Genomic DNA, 24,088 nt, shown 5'->3' with positions numbered 1-24,088 from the left:
TCAGTCCCCCACCTGGGCGGACATCGTGACGATGTTGCCGCCGGACCGGTGCCGGAACCGTTCGTAGCGGATGTCGAACCCGTGCCGACGCCCGACGTGGGCGAGGAGCGGCCCGTTGACCCAGTTGACGACCGAGCCGTCGTACTTCCCGGGACCGCGGAAGTGCGTCCGGTAGCCCTCGACCTCGGTGACGAACAGGTCGTGGCACACGAGCGTGCCGTAGGGATGCAGCAGCTTCAGGCTCTCCACGAAGCTCGTCACGGCCCCGTTGCTCACGTGCATGCGCAGGTCGGCGCCGGACTGCAGGAGCGGCCCGAGCAGCTCGCCGCCCAGCACCGTCTCGGCGCTGCCTGGGCCGAACGTCGGGTCCGACAGCGCGTAGGTGTCGAGGCCGGCGAGGGGGACGTAGCGCTCCTCGAGCCGCAGCGCCGCCCACGTCCGCCGCCAGAACTCGACGGCGGAGTCGACGTCGGGCACGCGGTCGGGCACCGCCTCGGGGAGCAGGGTGGGGCCGAGGCGCAGCAGCTTGTGGACCAGGTCCGGGAGCTCGTCCACCCCGGTCGAGAGGAGGTCGGCCAGCTCGGCGGCGGCGTCGGCGGGCAGGTAGGCGCGGGTCTCCACGCAGTAGGTCCGGCCGCCGAGGTGGGCGACCTCGTCGGTCGGCAGGTTGTCGTAGACGTTGGACACGTAGACGAGGAAGACCTTGAACTGCAGGAAACCCAGCGCAGTGAGCGGCCGGACGGCGTCGAGGGCGAACGCGCTGACGTGGTCGAGGTGCTCCGCCACGGTCTCGCGGGCGAGGTCCAGCACATGCTGGGAGTAGTCGCACATCAGGTAGTGCAGGCGCCGGTAGTACGCGGTGCCGCGCTCGCGGTCGCGCTCCCGGAGGGTGTCGAGGAAGACCTTGGCCTGCCCCCCGTTGCCCACCCCCAGCTCGACGACGTACAGCTCGTCGGGCAGCGCCCTGGCCGCGGCGAGCCGGTCCCACACGGCGAACAGCTCGTCGACGAGGTCGCGGGCGGCGTCGCTGTTGCGGGCGTCGCTCTCCCCGCCGGGCAGCGCCTGCTCGTAGCCCTGGCCGCTGGCCTTCTCCCACAGCTCCAGCGCCGACCAGTACAGGGCGTTGAAGTCCCAGATGCAGCTCTCGCTGCCGCGGCCCCAGTCCTCGATCACGACGTGGTCCGAGCGCTCGCGGAGCCGGTCGGCGGCCAGCTCGCGGAGCGGGACGTCGCCGCTGCGCCGGACGTCGACGGCGATCTCGACGTCGTCCTCGCGCGTCCCCATGGGCACCGGCACCGCCTCGGCGGGTCCCCGCGCCACGGGCGTGTGCAGGATCGGCCGCAGGTCCACGACGTCGCGGAAGTTCTCGCGGTACTGCACCCAGTCGGCGACCACGCGCACCTTGCCGAGATCGACCGGGGAGTCGCTCAGGGCCTCGAGGACCGGGACGACCGTCGCCCCGATGTCCACCGGCCGACTGCCTCGAAGGCGGGTGTGTGGCCGGAAGTCGACGAGCATGACTGTCCCCTCTCGGGCGCTGGCGGTGCTGGGGAGGGCGCTCCGGGACCGGGTCCTCGGAAAGCGCTTCGACCTCACGGTAGGACCGCGTTCAGGGCCTGAGCAGGACGGTTAGTGCAGGCGAGCGTGAGCGGAAGTCAACTCAGACGTCGGCGACGGCCGCGGTCCGGCTCTCGGCGAGCAGCCAGCGGCGGAAGGCCGTGAACGCCTTCCGGTTCGGGTGGTCGCCCGGGTAGACGAGGTAGAACTGCGTCGCCGGCCGCGGCGCGAGCGGGAACGGTGCGACGAGGCGTCCGGCGGCCAGGTCCGGCTCGACGAAGGGCATCGGGGCGAGCATCACGCCGTGGCCCGCCGCCGCGGCCTGGTAGGCCAGCGTGGAGTCCCCGAACATCGGCCCCCGGGTCACGTCGACGTCGTCGACCCCGACCACGTCGAACCAGATGCGCCACAGGTGCGGCGAGGCCACCGAGCGCAGGAACCCGTCACCGGGCAGCCGCCGCAGGTCCTCAGGCCGCTCCAGCCGGTACTCGGCGACGTAGGCGGGGTTGCAGACGAGGACGAGGTCGGTGTCGACGACGAGGTCGGCCTCCAGCCCGGGCCACGGCCCCGACGCGCCGGGCCGGATCTCGGCGTCGACGTCGCGGCCGCCGAAGTCGGCGGGGTCGCTGGAGGTCACGAGCTCGATCTCGATCCAGGGCTGGCTGCGCCGGAAGCGGGTCAGCCGCGGGATCAGCCAGGTGCTCGCCAGCAGGGTGTAGGAGCGGATGCGCAGCGCCCCCTCCGCGCGTCCACGGCCCGTCGCCCGGTCCGTCGCCTCCGCGATCCCGGTCAGGTGCTCGGTGACCGACCGGAGGTAGCGCACACCGGTGTCGGTCAGCTGGATGGTCCGCCCGTCGTGGCGGAACAGCTCCACACCGAGCCAGGACTCCAGCACCCGGACCTGGCGGCTGACGGCGCCCGGAGTCACGACGAGCTCGGCCGCCGCGGCGCGGATGCTGCCCAGCCGCCCGGCCGCCTCGAAGCTGCGCAGCGCGTTCAGCGGCGGCAGGTGCATCCCACCGCCACTGTGCGTGTTCATCGGCCGAGTCTCGGCGACCCGTCCCGACGGCGTCAACCGGGCCCGCACCGTTGCGCTCAGCTCAACAGCAGCGGAGTTCTCGTCGCCGTCCGCGGCATCGCCACGCCCCTACGCTCCGACGACGGGGGCCGACCCCGACGCCGGGCTCGCCCCGGCCGCCACCACGGTCGACGACGCCAGGGGGAACACGGCATGCCGGACCTGCTCGAGGGCATCAGGGTCGTCGACCTCGGTGAGCACGTCGCCGGGACGCTCGCCGCCGTACTGCTCGCCGACCAGGGCGCGGACGTCGTGCACGTCGACCGGCCGGGCGCCCCCGACACCGCGACGGACGCCTTCTACCTGCGCGGGAAGCGGCGTATCGCGCTCGACCTGCACGACGAAGCCGACCTCGACGTCGCGCGCCGGCTGGTCGAGGGGGCCGACGTGGTGGTCGACGACCTCCGCCCGGGCATCCTGGCCGGGCTCGGGCTCGCCTACGAGCAGCTGCGCGAGCGCGCCCCCCGGGTCGTCCACCTGTCGCTGCCGCCCTTCGCGCCGGACGACCCGCGGCACGCCGTGGCGGGCGGGGAGTGCGTCGTCGACGCCGCCACCGCGTGCTGCCGGCTCCGCACCGGTGAGGAGCCCGCCGGGTGGGACCCGGGCCGGCCCACCTACTCGGCCGTGCCGGTCGCCTCGAACTTCGCCGCGTTCCTCGGCGCGGCCGGGGTCGTGGCCGCGCTCGTCGAGCGGGGCCGGTCCGGCCGCGGCCAGCAGGTCACCGTCCCCCTGCACGACGCCGTCTTCGAGGCGATCGGCGACGCGGGCGCCTTCCCGACCGCCCGCGGGCCCGCCGTCCAGCACCCGTTGCGGGCCAACGGGAGTGGCACCTACGCCTGCGCCGACGGCCGGCACGTCCAGTACAACCCGATCGGCGGCAGCCGCCGGTTCCTCACCTGGTTCCTCGACGCCGCGGGCCGTCCCGAGTGGACGGCCTCCACGGACGACACGCTCCTGCGCACCCGGCTCACCGGGCTGTTCGCCACCCGGCCCGCCGCGGAGTGGGAGGCGCTCGGCGCGCGCGCCGGGGTGCCGCTGGCGGCGGTGCGGACGGCGCAGGAGTGGCTGCGGACCCCCCACGCCGCGGAGTCGGGTGCCGTCGTGCGGCTCGACGACCCGGTGCTGGGCCCCACGCCGATGGCCGGGGCCGCGGTCGAGGTCGTCGGGCGGCCCGCCCGCCTGCGTCCGCGGCACCTCCCCGACGCCGACCGGGCCGCCGTCCTCGGCGAGCCCGTCCCCGCCCTCCCCCGGCCCGCACCCGGACCGCCCGGGGGACGGACCCGTCCGCTGGAGGGCCTCCGCGTCCTCGACCTGACCCAGGTGCTGGCCGGCCCCACCAGCGCGCGCCTGCTCGGCGAGCTCGGCGCCGCCGTCACCAAGATCAACGCGCCCCAGCGGCGGGTCGGCGCGCACGGCGCCGTCAACCGGGGCAAGGACTCCATCCTGCTCGACGTCGAGCGCGAGGCGGGCCAGGAGGTCTTCTGGGCCCTGGCGGAGCGCGCCGACGTCATCGTGCAGAACTTCACCCCCGGCACCGCGGAGCGCTACGGCATCGGCGCCGCGCACGTCCTCGCCCGCTGCCCGCAGGTCGTGCACGTCTCGATCAGCTGCTACGGCGCCACCGGGCCGTGGGCGACCGGGCGCGGCTACGAGACCCAGGCCCAGGCCGCGACCGGGATCATGGCGCGGGCCGGGGGCGACGGACCGCCCGCGGTGCTCGGCCCCTACAACCTGCTCGACTACGGCACCGGGGTGCTCGGCGCCTACGCCGCGCTGCTCGGCGTGCTGCACCGGGAGCGCACCGGCACCGGCCTCGCGCTCGCCACCTCCCTGGCCCGCACCGCGAGCCAGCACCAGGCGGGGCTCCTGCTCGGGGCCACCGACGGGCCCGCCGGCCCCTGGGCGCTCGGCGAGCACACCCTGAACGGGTTCCAGCGCGGTGCCGACGGCTGGTTCGCGCTGGCCGCGGACCCCGGGGACCTGCCCCGCCTCGCAGAGGTGCCCGGCCTGCACGAGCTGGCCGGGCTCGACGCCACGGGGCCCGACGGCCCCGGTGCGGAGAAGCTCGCGCTGCTGCTCGCGGACCTGTTCGCCCGCCGCCCGGTCGCCGGCTGGGTCCGGGACCTGGTCGCCGCGGGCGTCGGTGCGCACGCCGTCCTCGGCCTCGCCGACGTGCTGGCCGACCCCTCCGCCCGGGCGCGCGGCGTGGTCGTCACCCAGGTGTCGGAGGACGTCGGCGAGGTGACCGCGCCCGGCATCGCCCTCGGCCTGTCCGCCACCCCGCTGCGCGTGGGCGCGCCGGCACGCCGGCCCGGATCCGACGCCGGGAAGGTCCTGGCCGAGGCCGGACTCGCCGGAGCGATGACCGATCTCGAGCGGGCGTGGGCCGTCCAGACGGCCGGACTGCCCGACGCCTGGCCGCCGGGCTGAGCCCGCCTCCTCCGTCTCCTCCGCCGCAACCCGATCGGGAGCGAACCGTGACCGCACACACCTCTGGACCCCCGCCTGCCTACGACCTGCTGATCCGCGGCGGCCACGTCCTCGATCCGGGCTCCGGCCTGGACGGCCGCACGGACATCGCCGTCACCGACGGGCGCATCGCCGAGATCGGACCCGGGCTGGACCCGGAGCGCGCCCGTCGGGTGCTGGAGATCCGCGGCGCCGACCGGTACGTCGTCCCGGGCCTCGTCGACATCCACACCCACGTCGCCGACGGCGCCACCACCCGCGGGGTCGGGATGGGCTGCTGCGTCCCCGACGACGTCGGGGTCCGGTCCGGCGTGACGACCGTGGTGGACTGCGGGTCCGTCGGGGTGGCCAACATCGGCGTCTTCCCCGCCCACATCCTGCCGAAGGCCGCCACCCGGGTCGTCGTGTTCGCCAACATCGGCAGCTTCGCGCACACCATGCCGGGCTGGGCCGACCTCGCGAGCCTCGACGACATCGACGACCGCGCCATCGCCGCCTGCGTCGAGCACAACCCGGGGCTCGTGTCCGGGATCAAGCTGCGCCTCGTCGGCGACATCGTGACCGAGCGCGGCGAGGAGATCGTCGACCGGTCGAAGAAGGTGGCGCGGGAGCACCACGTGCCGCTGATGGTGCACATCGGGGACCTGCGGGCCGCCGACCGGCCCCGCCCCGAGCGGATGGGCGAGGTCACCCGCCACCTCATCGACGCGCTCGAACCCGGCGACGTCCTCACCCACCTGTGCAGCCCGAACGTCGGCGGCGTCATGGACGACGTCGACGCCACGTTCCCGATGCTCGCCGAGGCCCGCGCCCGCGGGGTGGTGCTCGACCCGGCGCCCGGCATGGGCAACTTCGGGTTCGCCGTGGCCAGGGAGCAGGCCGAGCGCGGCCTGTACCCGGACACCATCTCCAGCGACGTCACCCTGCCCGGTCAGAGCTTCCACAGCCTCGTGGAGTGCATGGCCAAGTTCATGGCCGTCGGGTACTCGTTCCGCGAGGTCGTCGCGATGACGACCGGGCGGGCCGCCGCCGCGGTCGGGCTGCAGGACGAGGTCGGGGCCATCGCCGTCGGGCGCGAGGCCGACCTCACCGTCCTCGACCTGGTCGGCGGCGACTTCACGTTCCTCGACACCACGAAGGCCCGCTTCTCCGGGGAGCACGGCATCGCGCCGGTGCTCACCCTCCGGGCCGGTGAGCCGATCGCGCCGGGGTGGGGCACCCACCCGTGGGGCTTCCTGCCCGCGACCGCGGCACCGGTGGCCGCCGGGGGTGCGCGATGACGCTCGCCCCGGCCCGGGCCGACCTCCGGTTCACCGTCGACGACCGGTGGGGGCGGCTGCCCGAGCGGCTCGCGCACACCGACGTGGCGGCCGTCGACGTCGACGCGGACGACGTCGTCTACCTGTTCACCCGCGACCGCGACGGCGTGGTCGTCCTCGATCCGGACGGGACGGTGCGCACGGCGTGGGGCGACGGACTGTTCACCACCCCGCACGGGCTCACGGTCGCCCCCGACGGCACCGTGTACTGCGTCGACTGCGGCGACCACACGATCCGCCGGTTCACCCCCGACGGCCGGCTGCTGCAGACCATCGGCACCCCCGGGTCGGCCGCCGACACCGGGTACGGGCGCCGCGGCCCCACCGTCGTGCACCTCAACGAGACGATCCAGCGGCCCGCGGGCCCGTTCAACGGGTGCACCAACCTGACGATCGCCCCGGACGGCGACCTGTTCGTCGCCGACGGCTACGGCAACTGCCGCGTCCACCGACTCTCCCCCGACGGCGAACTGCTCGGGTCCTGGGGCGGCATCGGGATCGGGCCCGGCGAGTTCCACCTCCCGCACGCGATCTGCGCGACCCCCGACGGGCTGCTGCTCGTCGGCGACCGGGAGAACGAGCGGATCCAGGTCATCGACCTCGACGGTACCTACCGCACCGAGTGGACCGACGTGCAGCGGCCGTCCGACATCACCGTCGGCCCGGACGGCCTCCTCTACGTCGCCGAGCTGTGGCGGCCCCGCGGCAGCGCGTCGTTCACCGGCGGCGCGTCCACCACCGACCTGCCCGGACGGGTCTCCGTCCTCGACCGCGACGGGCGGGTGGTCGCGCGCTGGGGTGCGTCGACCGTCATGCGCGACGCGCCCGGCAACTTCGTCGCCCCGCACGGGATCGCGGTCGACTCGACCGGGGCCGTGTACGTCGCCGAGGTCACCGGCACCTTCGGCGTGGCGACGGGCCGGGTGCCCGCCGCCATGGCCGACCACCAGCTCCAGAAGTTCACCCCGATCAGCTGAGCCGATCGGGCCACGTGCCACCAGGAAGGACCCATGATGAAGCGCAACGACGGTCGGATCCGGACCTCGCACGGCGGCAACCTGCCCCGACCCGCCGATCTCGACGTCCTGCTCGCCGCCCCCGACCGCGACGAAGCGGCCGTGCAGGCCCGGCTCCCGTCGGCGGTCCAGGAGGTCGTCGACCTGCAGATCGCCAGCGGGCTTGACGTCGTCAACGACGGCGAGTACGTCAAGGCGGGGGCGGCCGGGGCCTACGCCGGCTATATCCACGCCCGCGTCACGGGCTGGGAGGTCCGCGAGCCCGGCGCCGTGGCGCCCAAGCGCGGTGGGGTCGCCGAGCGCGACCGCGCGCTGTTCCCCGGCGTGTACGCCTCCGGCCTGTGGATGGCGGGCTCCGGGGGTGCGGTCCGGCCCGGCTTCTCGACGCCGGGCGCGGCCGTGCCGCGGTCGCGGTCGCGGGTCTGCGTCGAGCCCGTGCGCTACGTCGGCCACGACGCGATCGAGGCCGACATCACCGCGCTGCAGCACGCGCTGAAGGCCCGCGACCACCAGGGCTCTGGCGCCGACGCGGAGGGCTTCATCGCCGCTCTCGGTCCGCTGAGCCTCGGGGCGGGCGCCGTCAACGAGTACTACGCCTCGGAGGAGGAGTACCTGATGTCGGTGGCGGAGGTGATGCGCGAGGAGTACCGCGCGGTCACCGACGCCGGGCTGGTGGTGCAGATCGACGAGCCCGAGTTCCTCACCACCTGGACCTTCCACCCGGAGTGGAGCGTCGCCGACCTGCGCCGCTACCTCGGGCTCGCGGTCCAGGTGATCAACCACGCGGTCGACGGCCTGCCGACCGAGCAGGTGCGGTTCCACTGCTGCTGGGGCAGCGGGCACCGGCCACACACCACCGACATCGAGTTCAAGCACGTCGTCGACCTGCTGGTGCAGATCGACGCCCAGTGTTACGCGTTCGAGGCGGGCAACGCCCGGCACGCCCACGAGTGGCGCGTGTGGGAGGACGTCACCCTGCCCGAGGGCAAGCACGTCATGCCCGGGGTGGTGTCGCATGCGACCGACCTCGTCGAGCACCCGGAGCTGGTCGCCGAGCGGATCACCAACTTCGCGAGCGTGCTCGGCCGCGAGAACGTCCAGGCCGGCACCGACTGCGGCATCGGCTCCCGGGTCGGGCACGAGGAGATCGTGTGGGCCAAGCTCCGGTCGCTGGGCGAGGGCGCCCGGATCGCCGGCGCGCGGCTCTGGGCGTAGGGGATGGATCGGGTCGCCCTGGTCACCGGCGCGGCGGGCGGGGTCGGCTCGGCACTCGTCCGGCTCCTCACCGGGCACGGCTACGCGGTCGTCGCGACGGACCTCTCCCCCGCGGTCGAGGCGCTCGGCCGGCCCGGGGCCGTGCTCCCGCTCGTCGGGGACGTCGCCGACAGCGCGTCCGCGGACCTCGCCGTGGCCGCGGCCGAGCGCGAGTTCGGCCGGCTGGACCTGCTGGTCAACAACGCAGCGCGGTTCCTGCGCCGGCCGATCGAGGAGTCGACCGACGCCGACTTCGACCGGCTCTTCTCGGCCAATGTGCGGGGCGCGTTCGTCCACTCCCGGGCGGCCGTGGCGCCGCTGGCGCGGACGCGGGGGGCGATCGTGAACGTCACGTCGATCTCGGGCCTCGTCGGCATGCGAGACCAGTCGCTCTACGCGATGACGAAGGGCGCGCTGGTGCAGCTGACCCGCCAGCTCGCCGTCGAGCTGGCGCCGTGGGGGGTGCGGGTCAACGCCGTCGCCCCAGGTGCGGTCGACACGGACTTCATCGCCGAGGCGAGTGCAGCGGACCCGGATCCCACCGCGACGGCGGCCGCCGTGCTCGCCCGGCACCCCCTCGGGCGGATCTCGACACCGCTCGACGTGGCCGAGGCGATCGGGTTCCTCGCCTCGGCCGCGGCCGGGGGGATCACCGGTGCGATCCTCAGCGTCGACGGCGGGTACGTCGCCCAGTAGGAGCGCGCCCAGCAGGAACCCGCCCGGCCACCACGAGGGAGCCCATGACCGCACGACCGCTGCCCGGCGGGCCCGTCGCCGACCGCGTGCTGACCGACGTCACGGCGCGGGCCCGCGCGCTGCGCGCCCGCGGCGTCGCGCCGAGCCTGGCCACGATCCTGGTCGGCGACGACGACGCCTCCGCCGGCTACATCCGCATCAAGCAGCGCCAGGCCGCCGGGCTCGGAATCGACTCCCCGCACGCGCACCTCCCGCCGGACACCACCCAGGATCAGTTGGTCGGCGTGATCCGCGGCTTCAACGACGACCCCGCGGTGCACGGCCTGCTCATCCAGTACCCGATCCCGCGACACCTCGACTACGACGCCGCGCTGGCCGAGCTCGACCCGGCCATGGACGTCGACGGCATGCACCCGGTCAACATGGGGCGCCTCGCCGTCGGGCTGCCCGGGCCGCTGCCCTGCACCCCGGCCGGGATCGAGGAGTTGCTCGCGTACCACGAGATACCGATCGCCGGGCGCGAGGTCGTGATCCTCGGCCGCGGGGCCACGCTCGGTCGCCCGCTGGCGATGCTGCTGGCGCAGAAGCGCCCCACCGCCGACGCCGCGGTCACCGTGGTGCACACCGGCGTGCCCGACTGGGAGCGGTACACGCGGCGCGCGGAGATCCTCATCGCCGCCGCGGGGGTCCCGGGGATCATCCAGCCCCACCACGTGAGGCCCGGCGCGACGGTCGTCGGCGGCGGGGTGCGGTACAAGGGCAGGCGCCTGCTGCCCGACGTCGACGAGTCCTGCGCCGAGGTCGCCGGCGCCATCACGCCACGGGTCGGCGGCGTCGGCCCCACCACCGTCGCCATGCTCTTCCGCAACGTGGTCGCCGCGGCCGATCGGGCCCGCTGACCTCGTGCGCGGAAACCGTGGCCCTGGCCACGGTTTCCGCGCACGGGCTCAGTAGCGGTAGTGCTCGGGCTTGAACGGGCCCTCGACGTCCACCCCGATGTACTCGGCCTGGTCCTTCGACAGCTTCGTCAGCTCCCCGCCCAGCGCCAGGACGTGGATCTTCGCGACCTTCTCGTCGAGGTGCTTGGGCAGCCGGTACACGTCCTTGTTGTACTCCTCGAACTTCGTGAACAGCTCCACCTGCGCGATGACCTGGTTGGCGAAGCTGTTGCTCATCACGAACGACGGATGCCCCGTCGCGTTGCCCAGGTTCATCAGGCGGCCCTCGGACAGCAGGATGATCGAGTGCCCGTCCGGGAACACCCACTCGTCGACCTGCGGCTTGATGTTGATCCGGATGATGCCGGGGATCCGGCCCAGCCCGGCCACGTCGATCTCGTTGTCGAAGTGACCCACGTTGGCCACGATCGCCTGGTGCTTCATCCGGGACATCGCCTCGGTGGTGATGATGTCCTTGTTGCCCGTGGTCGTCACGATGATGTCGGCCTTCTCGATCGTCGACTCCAACGTCGCGACCTGGAAACCCTGCAACAGCGCCTGCAACGCGCAGATCGGGTCGACCTCGGACACGATCACCCGCGCACCCTGCCCGGCCAGCGCGGCCGCCGAGCCCTTGCCCACGTCACCGAAGCCGCAGACCAGCGCGACCTTCCCGCCGATCAGGACGTCGGTGGCCCGGTTCAACCCGTCGACCAGGGAGTGGCGGATGCCGTAGACGTTGTCGAACTTGCTCTTGGTGACCGAGTCGTTGACGTTGATCGCCGGGAACAGCAGCTCCCCGCGCTCGGCCAGCTGGTAGAGCCGGTGCACGCCGGTGGTGGTCTCCTCGGTGACGCCCCGGATGTCGGAGGCGACCGTGGTCCAGCGCTGCGGGTCCTCAGCCAGCGAGCGGCGCAGGGTGTCGAGGATGATCCGGTACTCCTCGGAGACGGTGAGGTCGTCGTCCTCGACCGTGGGCACCACGCCGGTCTTCTCGTACTCGACGCCCTTGTGGATCAGCAGGGTGGCGTCGCCACCGTCGTCGAGGATCATGTTCGGGCCGACCACGTTGCCGTCGGCGTCACGGAACAGGAACAGCTGCTCGGTGCACCACCAGTACTCCTCCAGCGTCTCACCCTTCCAGGCGAACACCGGGACGCCCTGGGGCTCCTCCGGGGTACCGGAACCGACGACGATCGCCGCGGCGGCGTGGTCCTGGGTGGAGAAGATGTTGCAGGAGACCCAACGGACCTCCGCACCCAGCGACACGAGGGTCTCGATGAGTACCGCGGTCTGCACGGTCATGTGCAGCGACCCGACGATCCGGGCTCCGTGCAACGGACGCGCCTCCGCGTACTCGGTGCGCAGCTCCATCAGGCCCGGCATCTCGTTCTCGGCCAGACGGATCTCCTTGCGGCCGAACTCGTGCAGCGAGAGATCGGCGACGGCGAAGTCGATGCCGTTGACGGTCTGCAGCCGACCGGCGGGGTCGGTGGTCAGGGTGGTCATGTGCTGTCTCCTCGAACGGTGGGAGGCGCCCTTCTCGTCGTGGGACCGCGGACCGAGCGTGGCGGACGGATCGTCCGCTGCAGCGCCTCTCGGCCACGGGGATCTGTGGGTCCTCAGGACCGGGTGGTGCGCGCCTGCTCCGCGGCGATCTCCGCGAGGACCGGGACGGCCGTGGTGGCCGCGTGGATGCCGATGACGCTGACGATCGCGAGCACCTCCATGATCTCGCCGGCGGTGGCCCCGAGACGCACGGCGTTCTCCATGTGCAGCTTCAGGCCCGGCACGTAGAGGTGGGTCGCGGAGGCGTCGAAGGCGATGTAGACCAGCTCCTTGACCTTCGGCGGCAGCGGTCCGGTCCGCCACGGCACCGAGGAGAACTCGATGTAGGCCTCGAAGAGGTCGGGATCGAGCTCCAGGAGCCCGTCCCAGAACGCGTGCCAGTAGCCGCGGTTCGCCGTGAACTCGGCCTTGAGCCGTTCCCGACGCTCGTCGAGGGGTGCGGGCCCGTCGCGCAGGCCCGCCTCCTGCAGCACCTCGAGCAGCAGCGGCACACCGATGTTGCTCGCGTGGATGCCGAGGGTGGAGGTCAGCTCGATGACCTCCATGATCTCCTCGGTGGTGGCGCCGTGGTCGAACGCGGCGGCGACGTGCTGCCGGATGCCGGGCTCGTAGAGGTGGGTGGCGGCCGCGTCCGCGGCGATGTACACGAACTCCTTGACCTTCGGCTCCAGGTGCGTGGTCCCGGTCCAGGGGACCGCAGAGAAGTGCAGGTAGGCGCGGACGAAGGCGGGGTCGAGCTCCAGCATCCGCTGCCACGGCTCGCCCCAAGTGCCGCGCACCCGGACGAACTCGTCCTTGATCTCCTGCTGCTCGGGGCTCAGCACCTGCTCGTCGATCGGGGACATGGTTCTCCTGTCGCAGGTCCGGACCGCCGCGTGCCGCGGTCCGTGCAGGACCGGGCCGGGCTCGCCGGACGTCGGGAGGGACGGTTCAGCTGTCGGTGCGCAGGCGCGCGAGTGCGGTGCGCGCCGCGTTCTGGATGTGGTGCACGCAGGCCGCGGCGGCGCGGTCGGCGTCGCCCGCCTCGACGGCGTCGACGACGGCCCGCAGCTCCGCGGCCGCCTCGCGCGGGCGACCGGGTTCGGACAGCGACGTCGCCCGCAGCAGGCGCACCCGCGCCTGCAGACCGGCGACGGTCTGCTGCAGCGGCTCGCTGCCGGACCCGAGGAAGAGCACCTCGTAGAAGCGGTCCTTGGCCCGCAGCTGCGCCGACGGGTCCGCCGACTCCGCGGTGCGCTCGATCTCGGCGACGGCCGCGCGCAGGGCGGCCACGTGCTCGGGGGCGGCCCGCTGCACGAAGCGCTGCACGGCGAGCGCCTCGAGCGGGGCGCGCATCTCGTAGAGGTCGGCGGCGTCGTCCGGCGAGAGCGCGGTGACGATCGCGCCCCGCTGCGGCACGACGGTGACCAGCCCCTCCGCGGCGAGCTGGCGCAGCACCTCGCGCACCGTGGCCCGGGAGACCGCCAGCTGCTCCACCAGCTCGCGCTCGACGAGCCGCTGGCCGGGCTGCAGGCGGAACCCGAGGATGGCGTCGCGGACGAGGTCGACGACCTGCTCGCGCAGCGGCGCGGCGACCCGGCCGATCTGGTCGGCGGTCCACGTCGGCCCGGCCGACGGCGAGCTGCTCGCCACGCTCATCCTCCCCCCGGGTCGGTGCGCCGCAACCATCGCACGATCTCCGTGTGGTCCGCACCGGGCCCCAGCGCGGCCGCGGCATCGGCCCACACCTCGACGGTCCGCGCGGCGTGGGCGTGCGGCACGCCGGTGGCCTCGGCGAGCCCGAGCCCGATCCGGATGTCCTTGAGCATCAGGGCGAGCGCGAACCCGGAGTCGTAGGTCCCCGGCAGCACGAAGTTCGGCCACTTGCTCTCGGTGGAGCCGCTGCGCCCGCTGGAGCCGTTCACCGCATCGAGCATCACCGCCGGATCGAGGCCGAACCGCTCACCGGCCAGCAGCGCCTCCGAGCTCGCCAGGAGGTGCGCGGCCGACATCAGGTTGTTCAGGGCCTTGAGCGCGTGCCCCGCGCCGACCGGCCCCACGTGGCGGACCCGCCCGAGCAGGGCGAGCAGCGCCGCGAGCGCCGCTACCGTGTCGTCCGGCCCGCCCACCATGATCGTCATGGTGCCCGCGGTGGCACCGGAGACGCCGCCGGAGACCGGCGCGTCGACGAGCACGGCACCGCGGGCCGCTACCTCGTCGGCCAAGGCACGGGTCCGCAGGGGCTCCGAGGAGCCCATGTCGACCAGCACCGTCCCGGGTGCGAGCGCGTCGAGCAGCCCTGCCCCGTGCACCACGGCGTCGACGGCGTCGGAGTCCGGCAGCATGAGGACCACCACCCCGACGCCCTCGGCCACCTGCACGGCCTCGTCGACGAGGGTCACGACGTCGCCGAGCCCGGGCCGGGGCGCGGTGTCGTGCCCGCGGACCCGGACCCCGGCGCCCACGAGGCGCCGCACCATGGGCTCGCCCATCCGCCCGAGACCGACGAAGCCGACGGCGGACGGCGGGCCGTCGGGGTCAGCCACCGCCGTCCTCCGCCGCGATCTCACCGAGGACGCGCTCGGCCACCCGGAACGACTCCAGGGCGGCCGGCACCCCGCAGTAGATGCCCGCCTGCAGGAGCGCCTCCTGGATCTCCTGCTCGGTGCAGCCGTTCGTGATCGCTCCCTTCACGTGCACGCCGAGCTCGTGGTTGCGGCCCAGCGCCGTCAGCATCACGAGGTTGAGCAGGCTACGGGTGCGCCGGTCCAGCCCGGGGCGCCCCCAGACGTCACCCCAGCACGCCCCGGTGACGAACTCCTGGATGGGCCGGGAGAAGTCGCTCACCGCGGCGAGCGAGCGCTCGACGTGGGCCGCGCCCAGCACCTCCTTGCGGATCGCCAGCCCGCGTTCGTACCGCTCGTCCGTCTGGTGTCCGTCGGTCTGCACCGCACCGTTCCCTTCGCTCATCGTTCGGTTCCCCGCGCCGCGGCGGTCAGCCCCGCGCGGTACTCGTCCTCGGCCACCTCGTGCAGCCACACCGTGGGCCCGAGCGACACGGCGAGGTGCGTCATCACCGTGTCGGCCGTGCCGCCGTGCCAGTGCCGCTCCCCCGGCGGCGTCCACACGACGTCGCCCGCGCGGAGGGTCTGCGGGGTGCCGCCCTCGGCGCACACCCAGCCCAGGCCCGCCGTCACCGCGAGGATCTGGCCGCGGGTGTGGTGGTGCCAGAACGTCCGCGCCCCGGGGGTGAAGGTCACGGAGTTGATCGTGTTGCCCTCGGCCGTCGTGGGCAGCACCGGATCACCCCACACCGTGCCGGTGAAGGTCTCGGTGCGGGACAGGGTCGGGGCGGTGTCGGGGGCGCGCCCCCGGACGATCTGCATGGTCATCCCTCCGTCTGGTCGTGCACGCGGACGCTGCCCGAGACGTCGCCGATGGCGTCGACGACCCGGTTGCTGATCTCGTCGCCGTACCCCAGGCTCTCGGCGAGCCCGAAGCTCGCCAGGGGGCCCGCGGCGTTGAGGCTGGGCACCCCGAGCCGGCCGACGAGGTCGACGTAGAGGCCGACGTCCTTGGTCATCAGCCGACCCGTGAGCCCGCCCTCGAGGTAGTCGCCCCGGACGATGTGCGGGAACCGGTTCTGCGTCGCAAAGTTGACGCCGCTGCTGGAGTTGAGCACGTCGAGCAGCTGCGGGAGGTCCAGCCCCGCCTTGCGGCCGGCGACCATCACCTCGGCGGTGGCGGCGAGGCTCACCGCGTTGAGGAAGTTGTTGAGCAGCTTGGCGGTGTGCCCGGTGCCGGCGGCGCCCATGTGGTGGACGTGCGCGGCGATCGGCTCCAGCGCCCACCCGATCTCGGCGAGCGCGTCCGCGCTGCCGCCGACCATGATCGTCAAGGTGCCCTTCTCCGCGGCCGCCGCGCCCCCGGAGATGCCGGCGTCGAGATACCGGACGCCCTTCTCCGCGGCCTCGGCGTGCAGCGCTGTCGTCGACGACGGCGACGCCGTCGACAGGTCCACGATCGTCGTGCCGGGGCGCGCCCCGGCCAGCAGCCCGTCAGTGCCGCGGACGACCGGCTCGACCACGCGGCTGTCCGGCAGTGACAGCAGCAGCACGCGGGCCCGCCGCGCCACCTCGGCCGGATCGGCGGCCGGCGTCGCCCCGACGGCCTCCGCGGCGCCGGGGCGCGGGTCGAACCCGACCACCTCGAACCCGGCGTCCACCAGCCGGCGGGTCATCCGTCCGCCCATGTTGCCGAGTCCCACGAACCCGACGGTCTTTTCCTGCGTCATGACGTCCTCCCTCACGCGAGCTCCGGGTGCATCCGCACGTCACCGGGCCGCGGGTCCCACGCCCCGGCCCCACCGGACGGCCGCACGGTGCTGACCGCGGACGCCCCGCCGTCCACCGACACGGTCTCGCCGGTCATGTAGGCCGCGCCGTCGCCCAGCAGGAAGGCGACGACCGACGCGATCTCGTCGCCGGTGCCGGGGCGGCGCAGCGGCGTGGTGGCGGCGCGGCGGGCCATGTCGTTCCCGCCGCCCGGGCCGCCACCCGCCCCGGCGAAGAGCGCCGTCGGGACGATGCCCGGCGCCACCGCGTTGACGCGCACCCCGATCGGGCCGCCGTAGAGCGCCGCACCCTTGAGGATGCCCAGCACACCGTGCTTGGAGGCGTGGTAGGCGAGCAGGTCGTCGCTCCCGCGCAGGGAGGCGATCGACGCGGTCAGCACGATCGCGCCGCCGCTGCGCTGCACCTCGTACTGCCGGAAGGCCGCCCGCACGCCGAGGAACACCCCGCGCAGGTTGATGCCCAGCACGCGGTCCCAGTCGGCGACGGACAGGTCGGGCAGCCGGACCAGCGGGCCGGGCACTCCGGCGTTGAGGTGGTGCAGGTCGATGCGGCCGAAGGCCGCGACCCCCGCCGCCACCGCGGCGTCGACGTCCGCCTCGTCCGCGACGTCGCCCGCGTGCACGACGGTCTCGACCGGCAGGTCTGCCGCCAGCGCCGCGAGCCGGTCGCCGTCGACGTCGGTGAGGACGAGCCGGACGCCGTCGGCGGCGAGCCTGCGGGCCGTCGCGGACCCGAGCCCCCCGGCCGCGCCCGTGATGAGGCAGACCTTCCCGGCCAGGGTCACGACGCCGCCCCCGCGCTGCGCCCGGTCACGTCGACGACCAGGTCGACCAGGTCGGCTGGCAGCCCGGGCACCCGGCCGCGAAAGCGCGTCCCGACGTCGGCGTCGTGGCCCGCCACGACCAGTCGTCCCGGGTCCTCGCTCATCTCGCGCAGCACGTCGAAGGCGCGGTACATCTCGACGAGGTCGGCGACCACGAAGAACGGGCGGTCGCGCTCCAGCTCCTCGTAGAAGTGCAGCGCGTCGGCGGCCAGCACCACCGCCCCCGGGCCGTCCGCGGCGACCTGCACCACCAACTGGCCGGGGGTGTGCCCACCGACGACCACCAGCTCGATCCCCGGTGCGAGGTCGAGCCGGTCCTCGACCAGCCGGAGCCTGCCCTGCGCGCGGACGGTGGAGAGGTGCGCCAGCTCGTCGGCCTCGGCGGAGTGGGCGAACTGGAGCCGCTGCGCGTAGGGCCCCGTCCAGAAGTCGTACTCGCGGCGCGCGATCACGACCTCGGCGTTCGGGAAACGGTGCAGGTTGCCGATGTGGTCGTAGTGCGCGTGGGTCACCACGAGCTGATCGACATCGTCCGGTTCGACGCCCAGCGCCGACAGCGCCGAGACGGGGTCGACGAGTGTCGTGCGCCCGCGCCGCCGCCCGGCCTCCGCGCCGAAGCCGCAGTCGACAAGCACGGTGCGCTCCGGGCCGCGGACGAGCCAGAAGAAGTAGTCCATCGCGAAGGACTCGTCCGGCTCGCCGTAGAGGTGGAAGTTGAGGTAGCTCTCCGCCTTGGTCGCGGTCCGCGTCCCGTAGCGGACGGCGAGCACCTCGTACGCACTCCCCACCCCGGCAATGTGGTGCATCGTCGCCCCTTCGCTGGAGTTATTGTTCGACCGTCAGCTTGTCAGACAATCTGTACGCCCACAAGGATGCTCCGTTCCGACATGGGCCTGGAGGCACGCGGGCAGGAGCGCCGTCGGACCGCCGGATCGGCAGCAAGTTGAGCTCGCACGCCGCGAGGTGCGGGACGTCCGGCTCAGGTCGACGCCAGGCGCTTCGACGGGCTGGAGGCGCGGTCGCCACGCCATCGTCCGCGACGTACTGGAGCACGCCGGCCGGGAGGAGCTCGCCTTCCGCAACTTCGCCAGACCGGTCAAGATCGAGTCGCCGACGCCGGTGAACCCACGCGAACCGCTGTCCGCGGCGAAGGCCCCGAAGAGCGACCGAACCGCGGCGTTGTGATCGCCGGTCAACCGAAGGCCACCCGCCCGGCGATCGCATTCCGCCACGTCAGGAACACGAAACGGGCGGTCCCTCACGAAGAGGAACCGCCCGTTTCGACCGTCGGGACGACAGGATTTGAACCTGCGACCCCTTGACCCCCAGTCAAGTGCGCTACCAAGCTGCGCCACGTCCCGGCCGCCCCCGAAGAGGCTCCATCAGCCTACAACACGGCTGACCACAACCCTCGTTCGGCCGGTCATGGCTCCCCCCAACACCTGGTCGCCGCACCTGCTGGCCGCGGGCACCGGTTTCCCGGCACCTGCGACTCGATCATCCTGCGGGCTCCGGGCACGGTCCACCACCGCCCTCGGTCGCCCTGCATGGGCGACTTTGGTGGGTACCCGTCGGTAACTACGCGACCGGGGCGGGTTGCGGCGGGAACCAGGCCTCCACGGTGAACCCGCCGTCGGGGCGCGGGCCTGCGGTGATCCGACCGCCGACGGCGCCGACGCGCTCGGTCAGACCGGTCAGGCCGGCCCCTCCGCGACCGACGACGTCGCGTGCCTCCGCGGACGCCGTGTTGTCGACCCGCACCGACAGCGACCCCGCCACGGACCCGATCTCGACGCGGACCTCCGAACCGGGCGCGTGGCGTGCGGCGTTGGTCAGGGACTCCTGCACCACCCGGTAGGCCGCGCGCCCGAGGGCCGGGGGGAGATCCGTCGTGCGCCGGGCGTCGACGAGTTCGACGGCCAGGCCGGCCTCGCGCCACTGCGCCACCAGCGCGTCCACGTCGGACACGACCGCCCCCGCCGTTCCCGCACCGGCCGTGGAGGAGACCAGGCCGAGCGCCGTGCGGACCTCGCCGAGCGAGCGCTTCGCCAGCGCGCGCAGCTCGTCAGCGGCGCGGCGGGTGCCCTCCTCCCGCGTCGACGCGGCCAGCGCCGCGGCGCCTACCGCGATCAGCGTGATGTGGTGCCCGACCGCGTCGTGGATCTCCCGCCCGATCCGGGCCCGCTCCTCGGCACGGGCGGCGTCGGCGCGGGCGGCGAGGGCGGAGTCCCGCACGCGGGCCAGCTCGGTCGCGCTCTCGACGAGCCGCGCGCGCGTGCCCACCAGCATCCCGACGACGGTGGCCGCGGCCGCGTTGACCACGACGTACCCGACGACGAGCACGCCCTGGTTCCACCGCAGGTCCTGCGTCGCGAACACCGGGGCCACGGCGGCGACGACGGGCAGCACCAGCCACAGCAGCACCCGGGGCACCGACCGGCCGTGGCGGCCCAGCCGGTACAGCGCGACGAGCGCGGGGGGCCAGCCCAGCCCGCCGGCCAGCCCCGCCAGTACCCCGAGCAGCGCCAGCGGCGGCCACACGTGCCGCAGCGGCAGCAGGGCGCAGCCCACCAGCGCCGCGGGCACCGACCAGGCGAACGCCGGCTCCCCCAGCACCGCGACGACCGCGGTCAGCGCGACCGCCAGCAGTTCCGTCCCGACGAACCGCGCCCACCGCACCTAGAGCCCCCATCCCTGCGCGAGCAGCGCCGCCTGGACCCGGTTGTCGGCGCCCAGCTTCACCAGCACCGCGGACACGTACTTCTTGACGGTCGCCGGCGCCAGCCCGAGCCGGGCCCCGATGGCCGCGTTCGACTCCCCCGCCGCCAGCCCGCTGAGGACCTGCTGCTCACGCATCGTGAGCTCGACGGGCGGGCGCGCCGGTGCCCCGCCGGCGAGGCGCGGCAGCAGGCGGGCGGTGATGCGTGGGTCGAGCACGGCCCCACCCGCGGCGAGGTCGAGCACGGCACGCACCAGTGCGTCGGGTTCGGCGTCCTTGAGCAGGAACCCCTGCACCCCGATCCGCAGCGCCTCGGCGACGTACTCGTCGAGGTCGAACGTCGTGAGCACGGCCGCCGGTGGGGCGCCGGGACGCGCGCAGAGGGTCCGCAGCGCGTCGAGCCCGCCGGAGCCGGGCATCTGGACGTCGACGAGCACCACGTCGGGCCGGTGCCGGTCGATCTGCTCCAGCAGGGCGTGGCCGTCGTCGGCCTCCCCGACGACGCGCACGCTGCCGCCGACCTCCAGCACCGTCCGCAGGCCCGCGCGCATGAGCGGCTCGTCGTCGGCGAGCACCACCCGCACAGCACGAGACCCGTCGTGCTCCCCCCGGTTCACGCAGGTGAGCCTAGTGCGGCGGCCTACTTGCGCGAGCGCTTCTCCCGCACCCGGATCGACATCCGGATCGGCGAACCGGTGAACTCGAACTCCTCACGCAGCCGCCGCTCGAGGAACCGCCGGTAGCCCGCCTCCAGGAATCCGCTGGTGAACAGCACGAACGTCGGCGGACGGGTGGCGGCCTGCGTCGCGAACAGGATCTTGGGCTGCTTGCCCGCGCGCACCGGCGGCGGCGTCGCGTTGACCACCTCGGAGAGCCAGCCGTTGAGCCGCCCGGTCGGCACCCGCCGGTCCCACGACGCCAGCGCGGTGCGCAGCGACGGCGCGATCTTGGTGACCGAGCGCCCCGTCAGCGCCGAGATGTTGACGCGCTCGGCCCAGCGCACGCGCACGAGGTCGCGCTCGAGCTCGCGCTTCATCGCCAGGCGCCGGTCCTCGTCGACGAGGTCCCACTTGTTGAACACGAGCACCAGCGCGCGCCCGGCCTCCTCGACCATCGTGATCACGCGCTGGTCCTGCTCGGCGATCGGCTCGCCCGCGTCGATCAGCACGACGGCCACCTCGGCCGCCTCGATCGCGGCCTTGGTGCGCAGGCTGGCGTAGTACTCCATGCCGCTCGCGGTGTTGACGCGCTTGCGCAGGCCCGCGGTGTCGACGAAGCGCCACACCTCGCCGTCGAGCTCGACCAGGGAGTCGACGGGGTCGACCGTGGTGCCGGCGACCTCGTGCACGACCGACCGGATCTCGCCGGAGACCCGGTTGAGCAGGCTCGACTTGCCCACGTTCGGCTTGCCGACCAGCGCCACGCGGCGCGGGCCGCCGGGGGCGCCGAACCCGAGGTCGCGCGGGCTCTCCGGGAGGATGGCCAGGATCTCGTCGAGCAGGTCGCCCGAGCCGCGGCCGTGCAGCCCGGAGACCGGGTGCGGCTCGCCGAGCCCGAGCCGCCACAGCGACGCGATGTCGGAGGTCAGGCGGTCGTCGTCGGCCTTCGTGGCGCACAGCATCACCGGGACGTCGCCGCGGCGAAGCACGCGCGCGACGGCCTCGTCGGTGGTGGTGGCCCCCACCGAGGCGTCGACGACGAGCAGCACGGCGTCGGCGGTCTGCATCGCCATCTCCGCCTGCGCCGCGACCGAGGCCTGTAGCCCCTTGGCGTCGGGCTCCCAGCCTCCGGTGTCGACGAGGGTGAAGCGGCGTCCGTTCCACAGCGCGTCGTAGGCGATGCGGTCGCGGGTGACGCCCGGGATGTCCTGGACGACGGCCTCGCGGCGGCCCAGCAGCCGGTTGACCAGCGTCGACTTGCCGACGTTGGGTCGCCCGACGACCGCGAGCACGGGTGCCGGGACCAGCCCCTCGGGCTCGCCGTCCGCCCCGTCGGCCAGGTCGGCGTCGGTGAACTCGGACGGGTCGAGACCCAGCCGGCCCATCTCGGTGAGGGTGTCCTCGTCGTACTCGCTCATGTGTTGCTCCGTTGGGCATCGAGTTCTCGGACCATCCCGGCCAGCGCGGCCCGGACGGTCTCGGTGGCGGCGGCGAGTCCCGCGCGCCCACCACCTGCGGGGAGGTCCAGTGGATCGCCGACCAGTACGTCCACCCGCGGGCGGAAGCGACGACCGGTCCCGGCCGGGCGGCGCGTGCCCCGGCAGACCACCGGCAGCACCACCGCACCGGAGGTGCGCGCCAGCCAGGCCGCGCCGTGCTGTGCCGCGGCCATGTCGCCCTCTCCGCGGGTGCCCTCGGGGAACACCCCGACGAGCCCGCCCTCGCGCAACACCGCCACCGCGGCCGTCAACGGCCGCCGGTCGGGCGCCCCGCGGCGCACGCCCAGCTGACCGATCCTCGGTAGTGCCCGGCCGGCCGGGCCGTCGAACATCTCCTGCTTGACCAGGAACACCGCACGCCGTCCGACCAGTCCGAACAGCAACGGCCCGTCGACGAACGCGCTGTGGTTGGCGACGAGCACCACCGGACCGGCCGCCGGCAGCCGTTCGGCGTGGTGCACCCGCACCCGGTAGAACGGCGTGAACAGCCACGTGCCGACCCACCGGGCCAGGTCGTGGAACCACGGCCACGATCCGGTGGGGAGTTGGGTCCCCGTCACCGGACGAGGCCCCGCTCCCCCACCAGCCTACGCAGCTCGTCGAGCACGGCGTCCACGCTCAGGTGGTCGGTGTCCAGGACGACGGCGTCGGCGGCGGCGGTCAGGGGCGAGACGGTACGGGTGGTGTCGAGGTGGTCGCGACGGCGGACGGCGGCGAGCACCGTGGCGGCGTCGGCCGCGCGGCCGGCCTTGCGGTCCTGCGCGCCCCTGCGGGCGGCACGGATCTCGTCGGAGGCGGTGAGGTAGACCTTCAGCGCGGCGTCCGGGGCCACGACGGTGCCGATGTCGCGGCCCTCCACGACCATCCCGCCGTCGGACGCGACCGCGCCGGCGATGAGCTCCTGCTGGCGCCCGACGATCAGCTCGCGGATCTCCGGGTGCGCCGACACGGCACTGACGAGCCCCGTCACCTCGGCCCCGCGGATCTCGGACTCGACGTCCTCGCCGGAGAGCAGGATCCGCGGCGCGGCCGGATCGGTGCCCGACTCGATCCGCGCCTGCGCGGCGGCGAGCACGACGTCGCGGGCGGAGCTGTCGGGCCCGAGTCCCGCGCGCAGCACCGCGAGAGTCGCCGCCCGGTACATCGCGCCGGTGTCGAGGTAGGGCACCGCGCACTCGCGCGCGAGCCGCCTGGCGACGGTGGACTTCCCGGTGCCGGACGGTCCGTCCATCGCGACGACCCCGTGCAACCTGCCCGCCACCACGACCGACCCCTCATCCGGGGGCCGCGCGGCCCCCTGCTCGCCGCATCACGGCCTGCGACCCACGGACGTGGGCCGCACTCATCATGCCGTGCGGCGGATCCGGCGACGTCAGCGGCATGCGTCTGCGCGGGCGGCTACAGCCCCACGGACCTGTAGAGCGACCCGATCTCCTCGCGGTTGAGCGGCCGGAACTTGCCGGGCCGCTGGTCGCCCAGCTGCACGTCGCCGACGGCGGTGCGCACGAGCCGCTGCACCGGGAACCCGACCTCGTCGAGCAGGCGGCGCACCACGTGCTTGCGCCCCTCGTGGATCTTCAGCTCCACCATGGACCGGCCCGGGGTGGAGTCGACGAGCTTGAAGGAGTCGACGACGACCGGACCGTCCTCCAGGTCCACGCCGGCACGCAGACGCTTGCCCAGGTCGCGCGGGAGCTGCCCCATCACCTCGGCGACGTAGGTCTTCTGCACCTCGTAGGACGGGTGCATGAGTCGGTGGCCGAGGTCGCCGTCGTTCATGAGCAGCAGCAGGCCCTCGGTCTCGGCGTCGAGGCGGCCGACGTGGAACAGGCGGCTGCGCGGCGCACCGGTGAAGTGCTCCTCCACGATCCCGCGCTCGACGATGAGGTCGCCGACGCTGGGGCGGCCGAGGTCGTCGGACATCGAGGACAGCAGCCCGCGCGGCTTGTTCAGGGCGAGGTAGACCATGTCGTCGCTCAGCACGATCCGCGACCCGTCGACGTGCACGACGGCGGTGTCGGGGTCGATGCGGCGGCCCTGCTCGCGCACGATCTTGCCGTCGACGCTGACCCGGCCCTGCGCGATCAGCTCCTCCGACGCCCGTCGCGACGCCACGCCGGCCTGGGCCAGCACCTTCTGCAGTCGCACGCCGTCACGG

The 24,088-nt window shown here is 73.9% G+C and carries 23 protein-coding genes and 1 tRNA gene; 6 read left to right on the top strand and 18 right to left on the bottom strand.

Going from position 1 to position 24,088, the window contains the following annotated elements; genetic code table 11:
* Together I4I81_RS05780 and I4I81_RS05775 are read right to left on the bottom strand one after the other, a co-directional pair.
* Entirely contained in the window at positions 1 to 1,470 is a 1,470-nt protein-coding gene (locus tag I4I81_RS05780) for a class I SAM-dependent methyltransferase (RefSeq protein ID WP_218605651.1), read from the bottom strand.
* Positions 1,471 to 1,660: 190 nt separating this feature from the next.
* Positions 1,661 to 2,596, bottom strand: coding sequence for a LysR substrate-binding domain-containing protein (locus tag I4I81_RS05775; RefSeq protein WP_218605650.1), 936 nt, complete (start codon positions 2,594 to 2,596; stop codon positions 1,661 to 1,663).
* Positions 2,597 to 2,788: 192 nt separating this feature from the next.
* Here I4I81_RS05775 and I4I81_RS05770 point away from each other — a divergent pair, with 192 nt between their 5' ends.
* The 6 genes from I4I81_RS05770 to I4I81_RS05745 are packed head-to-tail and all read left to right on the top strand — an operon-like array spanning position 2,789 to position 10,288.
* The gene (locus tag I4I81_RS05770; RefSeq protein ID WP_218615861.1) at positions 2,789 to 5,065 is read left to right on the top strand and encodes a CaiB/BaiF CoA-transferase family protein; all 2,277 of its coding nucleotides are present in this window, start codon (positions 2,789 to 2,791) and stop codon (positions 5,063 to 5,065) included.
* Between the two features lie 47 nt (positions 5,066 to 5,112).
* Entirely contained in the window at positions 5,113 to 6,384 is a 1,272-nt protein-coding gene (locus I4I81_RS05765; protein WP_218602006.1) for an amidohydrolase family protein, read from the top strand.
* The gene (locus tag I4I81_RS05760) at positions 6,381 to 7,400 is read left to right on the top strand and encodes a peptidyl-alpha-hydroxyglycine alpha-amidating lyase family protein (RefSeq protein WP_218602005.1); all 1,020 of its coding nucleotides are present in this window, start codon (positions 6,381 to 6,383) and stop codon (positions 7,398 to 7,400) included. Before I4I81_RS05765 ends, I4I81_RS05760 begins: the two co-directional genes overlap by 4 nt.
* Positions 7,401 to 7,433: 33 nt before the next feature.
* Positions 7,434 to 8,654: an epoxyalkane--coenzyme M transferase gene (locus tag I4I81_RS05755; protein ID WP_218602004.1), complete on the top strand. Its 1,221-nt coding sequence runs from the start codon at positions 7,434 to 7,436 to the stop codon at positions 8,652 to 8,654.
* 3 nt (positions 8,655 to 8,657) lie between these two features.
* A complete protein-coding gene (locus I4I81_RS05750; RefSeq protein WP_218602003.1) occupies positions 8,658 to 9,389 on the top strand; it encodes an SDR family NAD(P)-dependent oxidoreductase in 732 nt (243 codons plus the stop codon).
* 44 nt (positions 9,390 to 9,433) lie between these two features.
* Positions 9,434 to 10,288 (top strand): bifunctional 5,10-methylenetetrahydrofolate dehydrogenase/5,10-methenyltetrahydrofolate cyclohydrolase, encoded by an 855-nt coding sequence (locus I4I81_RS05745; RefSeq protein ID WP_218602002.1) that lies wholly within the window; start codon positions 9,434 to 9,436, stop codon positions 10,286 to 10,288.
* 48 nt (positions 10,289 to 10,336) lie between these two features.
* Here the strand turns inward: I4I81_RS05745 and ahcY are convergent, their stop codons facing one another.
* The 16 genes from ahcY to I4I81_RS05665 form a co-directional block, all read right to left on the bottom strand.
* On the bottom strand, positions 10,337 to 11,836 hold the full coding sequence (ahcY, locus tag I4I81_RS05740; RefSeq protein WP_218602001.1) for an adenosylhomocysteinase: 1,500 nt from the start codon (positions 11,834 to 11,836) through the stop codon (positions 10,337 to 10,339).
* A 113-nt stretch (positions 11,837 to 11,949) separates the two neighbouring features.
* Positions 11,950 to 12,741: a carboxymuconolactone decarboxylase family protein gene (locus I4I81_RS05735; protein ID WP_225924494.1), complete on the bottom strand. Its 792-nt coding sequence runs from the start codon at positions 12,739 to 12,741 to the stop codon at positions 11,950 to 11,952.
* A gap of 85 nt (positions 12,742 to 12,826) precedes the next feature.
* Entirely contained in the window at positions 12,827 to 13,528 is a 702-nt protein-coding gene (locus I4I81_RS05730) for a GntR family transcriptional regulator (RefSeq protein ID WP_226363773.1), read from the bottom strand.
* A gap of 2 nt (positions 13,529 to 13,530) precedes the next feature.
* Complete coding sequence (locus I4I81_RS05725; protein ID WP_218601999.1) at positions 13,531 to 14,421, bottom strand: NAD(P)-dependent oxidoreductase; 891 nt, start codon at positions 14,419 to 14,421, stop codon at positions 13,531 to 13,533.
* Positions 14,414 to 14,845 carry a carboxymuconolactone decarboxylase family protein gene (locus I4I81_RS05720; protein ID WP_218601998.1) on the bottom strand — a complete coding sequence of 144 codons (432 nt, stop codon included), beginning with the start codon at positions 14,843 to 14,845 and terminating at the stop codon, positions 14,414 to 14,416. The genes I4I81_RS05725 and I4I81_RS05720 overlap by 8 nt, the downstream gene beginning before the upstream one ends.
* Positions 14,842 to 15,267 (bottom strand): cupin domain-containing protein, encoded by a 426-nt coding sequence (locus tag I4I81_RS05715; protein WP_226363772.1) that lies wholly within the window; start codon positions 15,265 to 15,267, stop codon positions 14,842 to 14,844. The genes I4I81_RS05720 and I4I81_RS05715 overlap by 4 nt, the downstream gene beginning before the upstream one ends.
* Complete coding sequence (locus I4I81_RS05710) at positions 15,264 to 16,169, bottom strand: NAD(P)-dependent oxidoreductase (RefSeq protein WP_218601996.1); 906 nt, start codon at positions 16,167 to 16,169, stop codon at positions 15,264 to 15,266. The genes I4I81_RS05715 and I4I81_RS05710 overlap by 4 nt, the downstream gene beginning before the upstream one ends.
* An 11-nt stretch (positions 16,170 to 16,180) precedes the next feature.
* On the bottom strand, positions 16,181 to 17,014 hold the full coding sequence (locus I4I81_RS05705) for an SDR family NAD(P)-dependent oxidoreductase (RefSeq protein ID WP_218601995.1): 834 nt from the start codon (positions 17,012 to 17,014) through the stop codon (positions 16,181 to 16,183).
* Complete coding sequence (locus I4I81_RS05700) at positions 17,011 to 17,859, bottom strand: N-acyl homoserine lactonase family protein (protein ID WP_218601994.1); 849 nt, start codon at positions 17,857 to 17,859, stop codon at positions 17,011 to 17,013. Before I4I81_RS05700 ends, I4I81_RS05705 begins: the two co-directional genes overlap by 4 nt.
* Before the next feature lie 481 nt (positions 17,860 to 18,340).
* Positions 18,341 to 18,414: transfer RNA gene (locus I4I81_RS05695), tRNA-Pro, on the bottom strand.
* A 217-nt stretch (positions 18,415 to 18,631) separates the two neighbouring features.
* The gene (locus I4I81_RS05690; RefSeq protein WP_218601993.1) at positions 18,632 to 19,732 is read right to left on the bottom strand and encodes a sensor histidine kinase; all 1,101 of its coding nucleotides are present in this window, start codon (positions 19,730 to 19,732) and stop codon (positions 18,632 to 18,634) included.
* Positions 19,733 to 20,389, bottom strand: a complete 657-nt coding sequence (locus tag I4I81_RS05685) for a response regulator (RefSeq protein WP_226363771.1) — start codon at positions 20,387 to 20,389, stop codon at positions 19,733 to 19,735. It lies immediately after the preceding gene.
* A gap of 23 nt (positions 20,390 to 20,412) precedes the next feature.
* Positions 20,413 to 21,849: a ribosome biogenesis GTPase Der gene (der, locus tag I4I81_RS05680; RefSeq protein ID WP_218601992.1), complete on the bottom strand. Its 1,437-nt coding sequence runs from the start codon at positions 21,847 to 21,849 to the stop codon at positions 20,413 to 20,415.
* Positions 21,846 to 22,490 carry a lysophospholipid acyltransferase family protein gene (locus I4I81_RS05675; protein ID WP_218601991.1) on the bottom strand — a complete coding sequence of 215 codons (645 nt, stop codon included), beginning with the start codon at positions 22,488 to 22,490 and terminating at the stop codon, positions 21,846 to 21,848. Before I4I81_RS05675 ends, der begins: the two co-directional genes overlap by 4 nt.
* Entirely contained in the window at positions 22,487 to 23,161 is a 675-nt protein-coding gene (gene cmk / locus I4I81_RS05670; RefSeq protein WP_218601990.1) for a (d)CMP kinase, read from the bottom strand. Before cmk ends, I4I81_RS05675 begins: the two co-directional genes overlap by 4 nt.
* A gap of 167 nt (positions 23,162 to 23,328) precedes the next feature.
* Positions 23,329 to 24,078, bottom strand: coding sequence for a pseudouridine synthase (locus I4I81_RS05665; protein WP_218601989.1), 750 nt, complete (start codon positions 24,076 to 24,078; stop codon positions 23,329 to 23,331).
* Between the last annotated feature and the right edge of the window lie 10 nt (positions 24,079 to 24,088).

It is taken from the genome of Pseudonocardia abyssalis (assembly GCF_019263705.2).
Classification (GTDB): domain Bacteria; phylum Actinomycetota; class Actinomycetes; order Mycobacteriales; family Pseudonocardiaceae; genus Pseudonocardia; species Pseudonocardia abyssalis.
The sequence above is the reverse complement of the archived record's forward strand: the minus strand, read 5'-3'. Positions and strand labels throughout refer to the sequence as shown.

Bases quoted from the DNA above. Each gene is read 5' to 3' on its own strand.
- I4I81_RS05775 (WP_218605650.1), bottom strand. From the start codon at position 2,596: ATGAACACGCACAGTGGCGGTGGGATGCACCTGCCGCCGCTGAACGCG.
- I4I81_RS05770 (WP_218615861.1), top strand. From the start codon at position 2,789: ATGCCGGACCTGCTCGAGGGCATCAGGGTCGTCGACCTCGGTGAGCAC.
- I4I81_RS05760 (WP_218602005.1), top strand. From the start codon at position 6,381: ATGACGCTCGCCCCGGCCCGGGCCGACCTCCGGTTCACCGTCGACGAC.
- I4I81_RS05755 (WP_218602004.1), top strand. From the start codon at position 7,434: ATGATGAAGCGCAACGACGGTCGGATCCGGACCTCGCACGGCGGCAAC.
- I4I81_RS05750 (WP_218602003.1), top strand. From the start codon at position 8,658: ATGGATCGGGTCGCCCTGGTCACCGGCGCGGCGGGCGGGGTCGGCTCG.
- I4I81_RS05745 (WP_218602002.1), top strand. From the start codon at position 9,434: ATGACCGCACGACCGCTGCCCGGCGGGCCCGTCGCCGACCGCGTGCTG.
- ahcY (WP_218602001.1), bottom strand. From the start codon at position 11,836: ATGACCACCCTGACCACCGACCCCGCCGGTCGGCTGCAGACCGTCAAC.
- I4I81_RS05735 (WP_225924494.1), bottom strand. From the start codon at position 12,741: ATGTCCCCGATCGACGAGCAGGTGCTGAGCCCCGAGCAGCAGGAGATC.
- I4I81_RS05720 (WP_218601998.1), bottom strand. From the start codon at position 14,845: ATGAGCGAAGGGAACGGTGCGGTGCAGACCGACGGACACCAGACGGAC.
- I4I81_RS05715 (WP_226363772.1), bottom strand. From the start codon at position 15,267: ATGACCATGCAGATCGTCCGGGGGCGCGCCCCCGACACCGCCCCGACC.
- I4I81_RS05710 (WP_218601996.1), bottom strand. From the start codon at position 16,169: ATGACGCAGGAAAAGACCGTCGGGTTCGTGGGACTCGGCAACATGGGC.
- I4I81_RS05700 (WP_218601994.1), bottom strand. From the start codon at position 17,859: ATGCACCACATTGCCGGGGTGGGGAGTGCGTACGAGGTGCTCGCCGTC.
- der (WP_218601992.1), bottom strand. From the start codon at position 21,849: ATGAGCGAGTACGACGAGGACACCCTCACCGAGATGGGCCGGCTGGGT.
- cmk (WP_218601990.1), bottom strand. From the start codon at position 23,161: ATGGACGGACCGTCCGGCACCGGGAAGTCCACCGTCGCCAGGCGGCTC.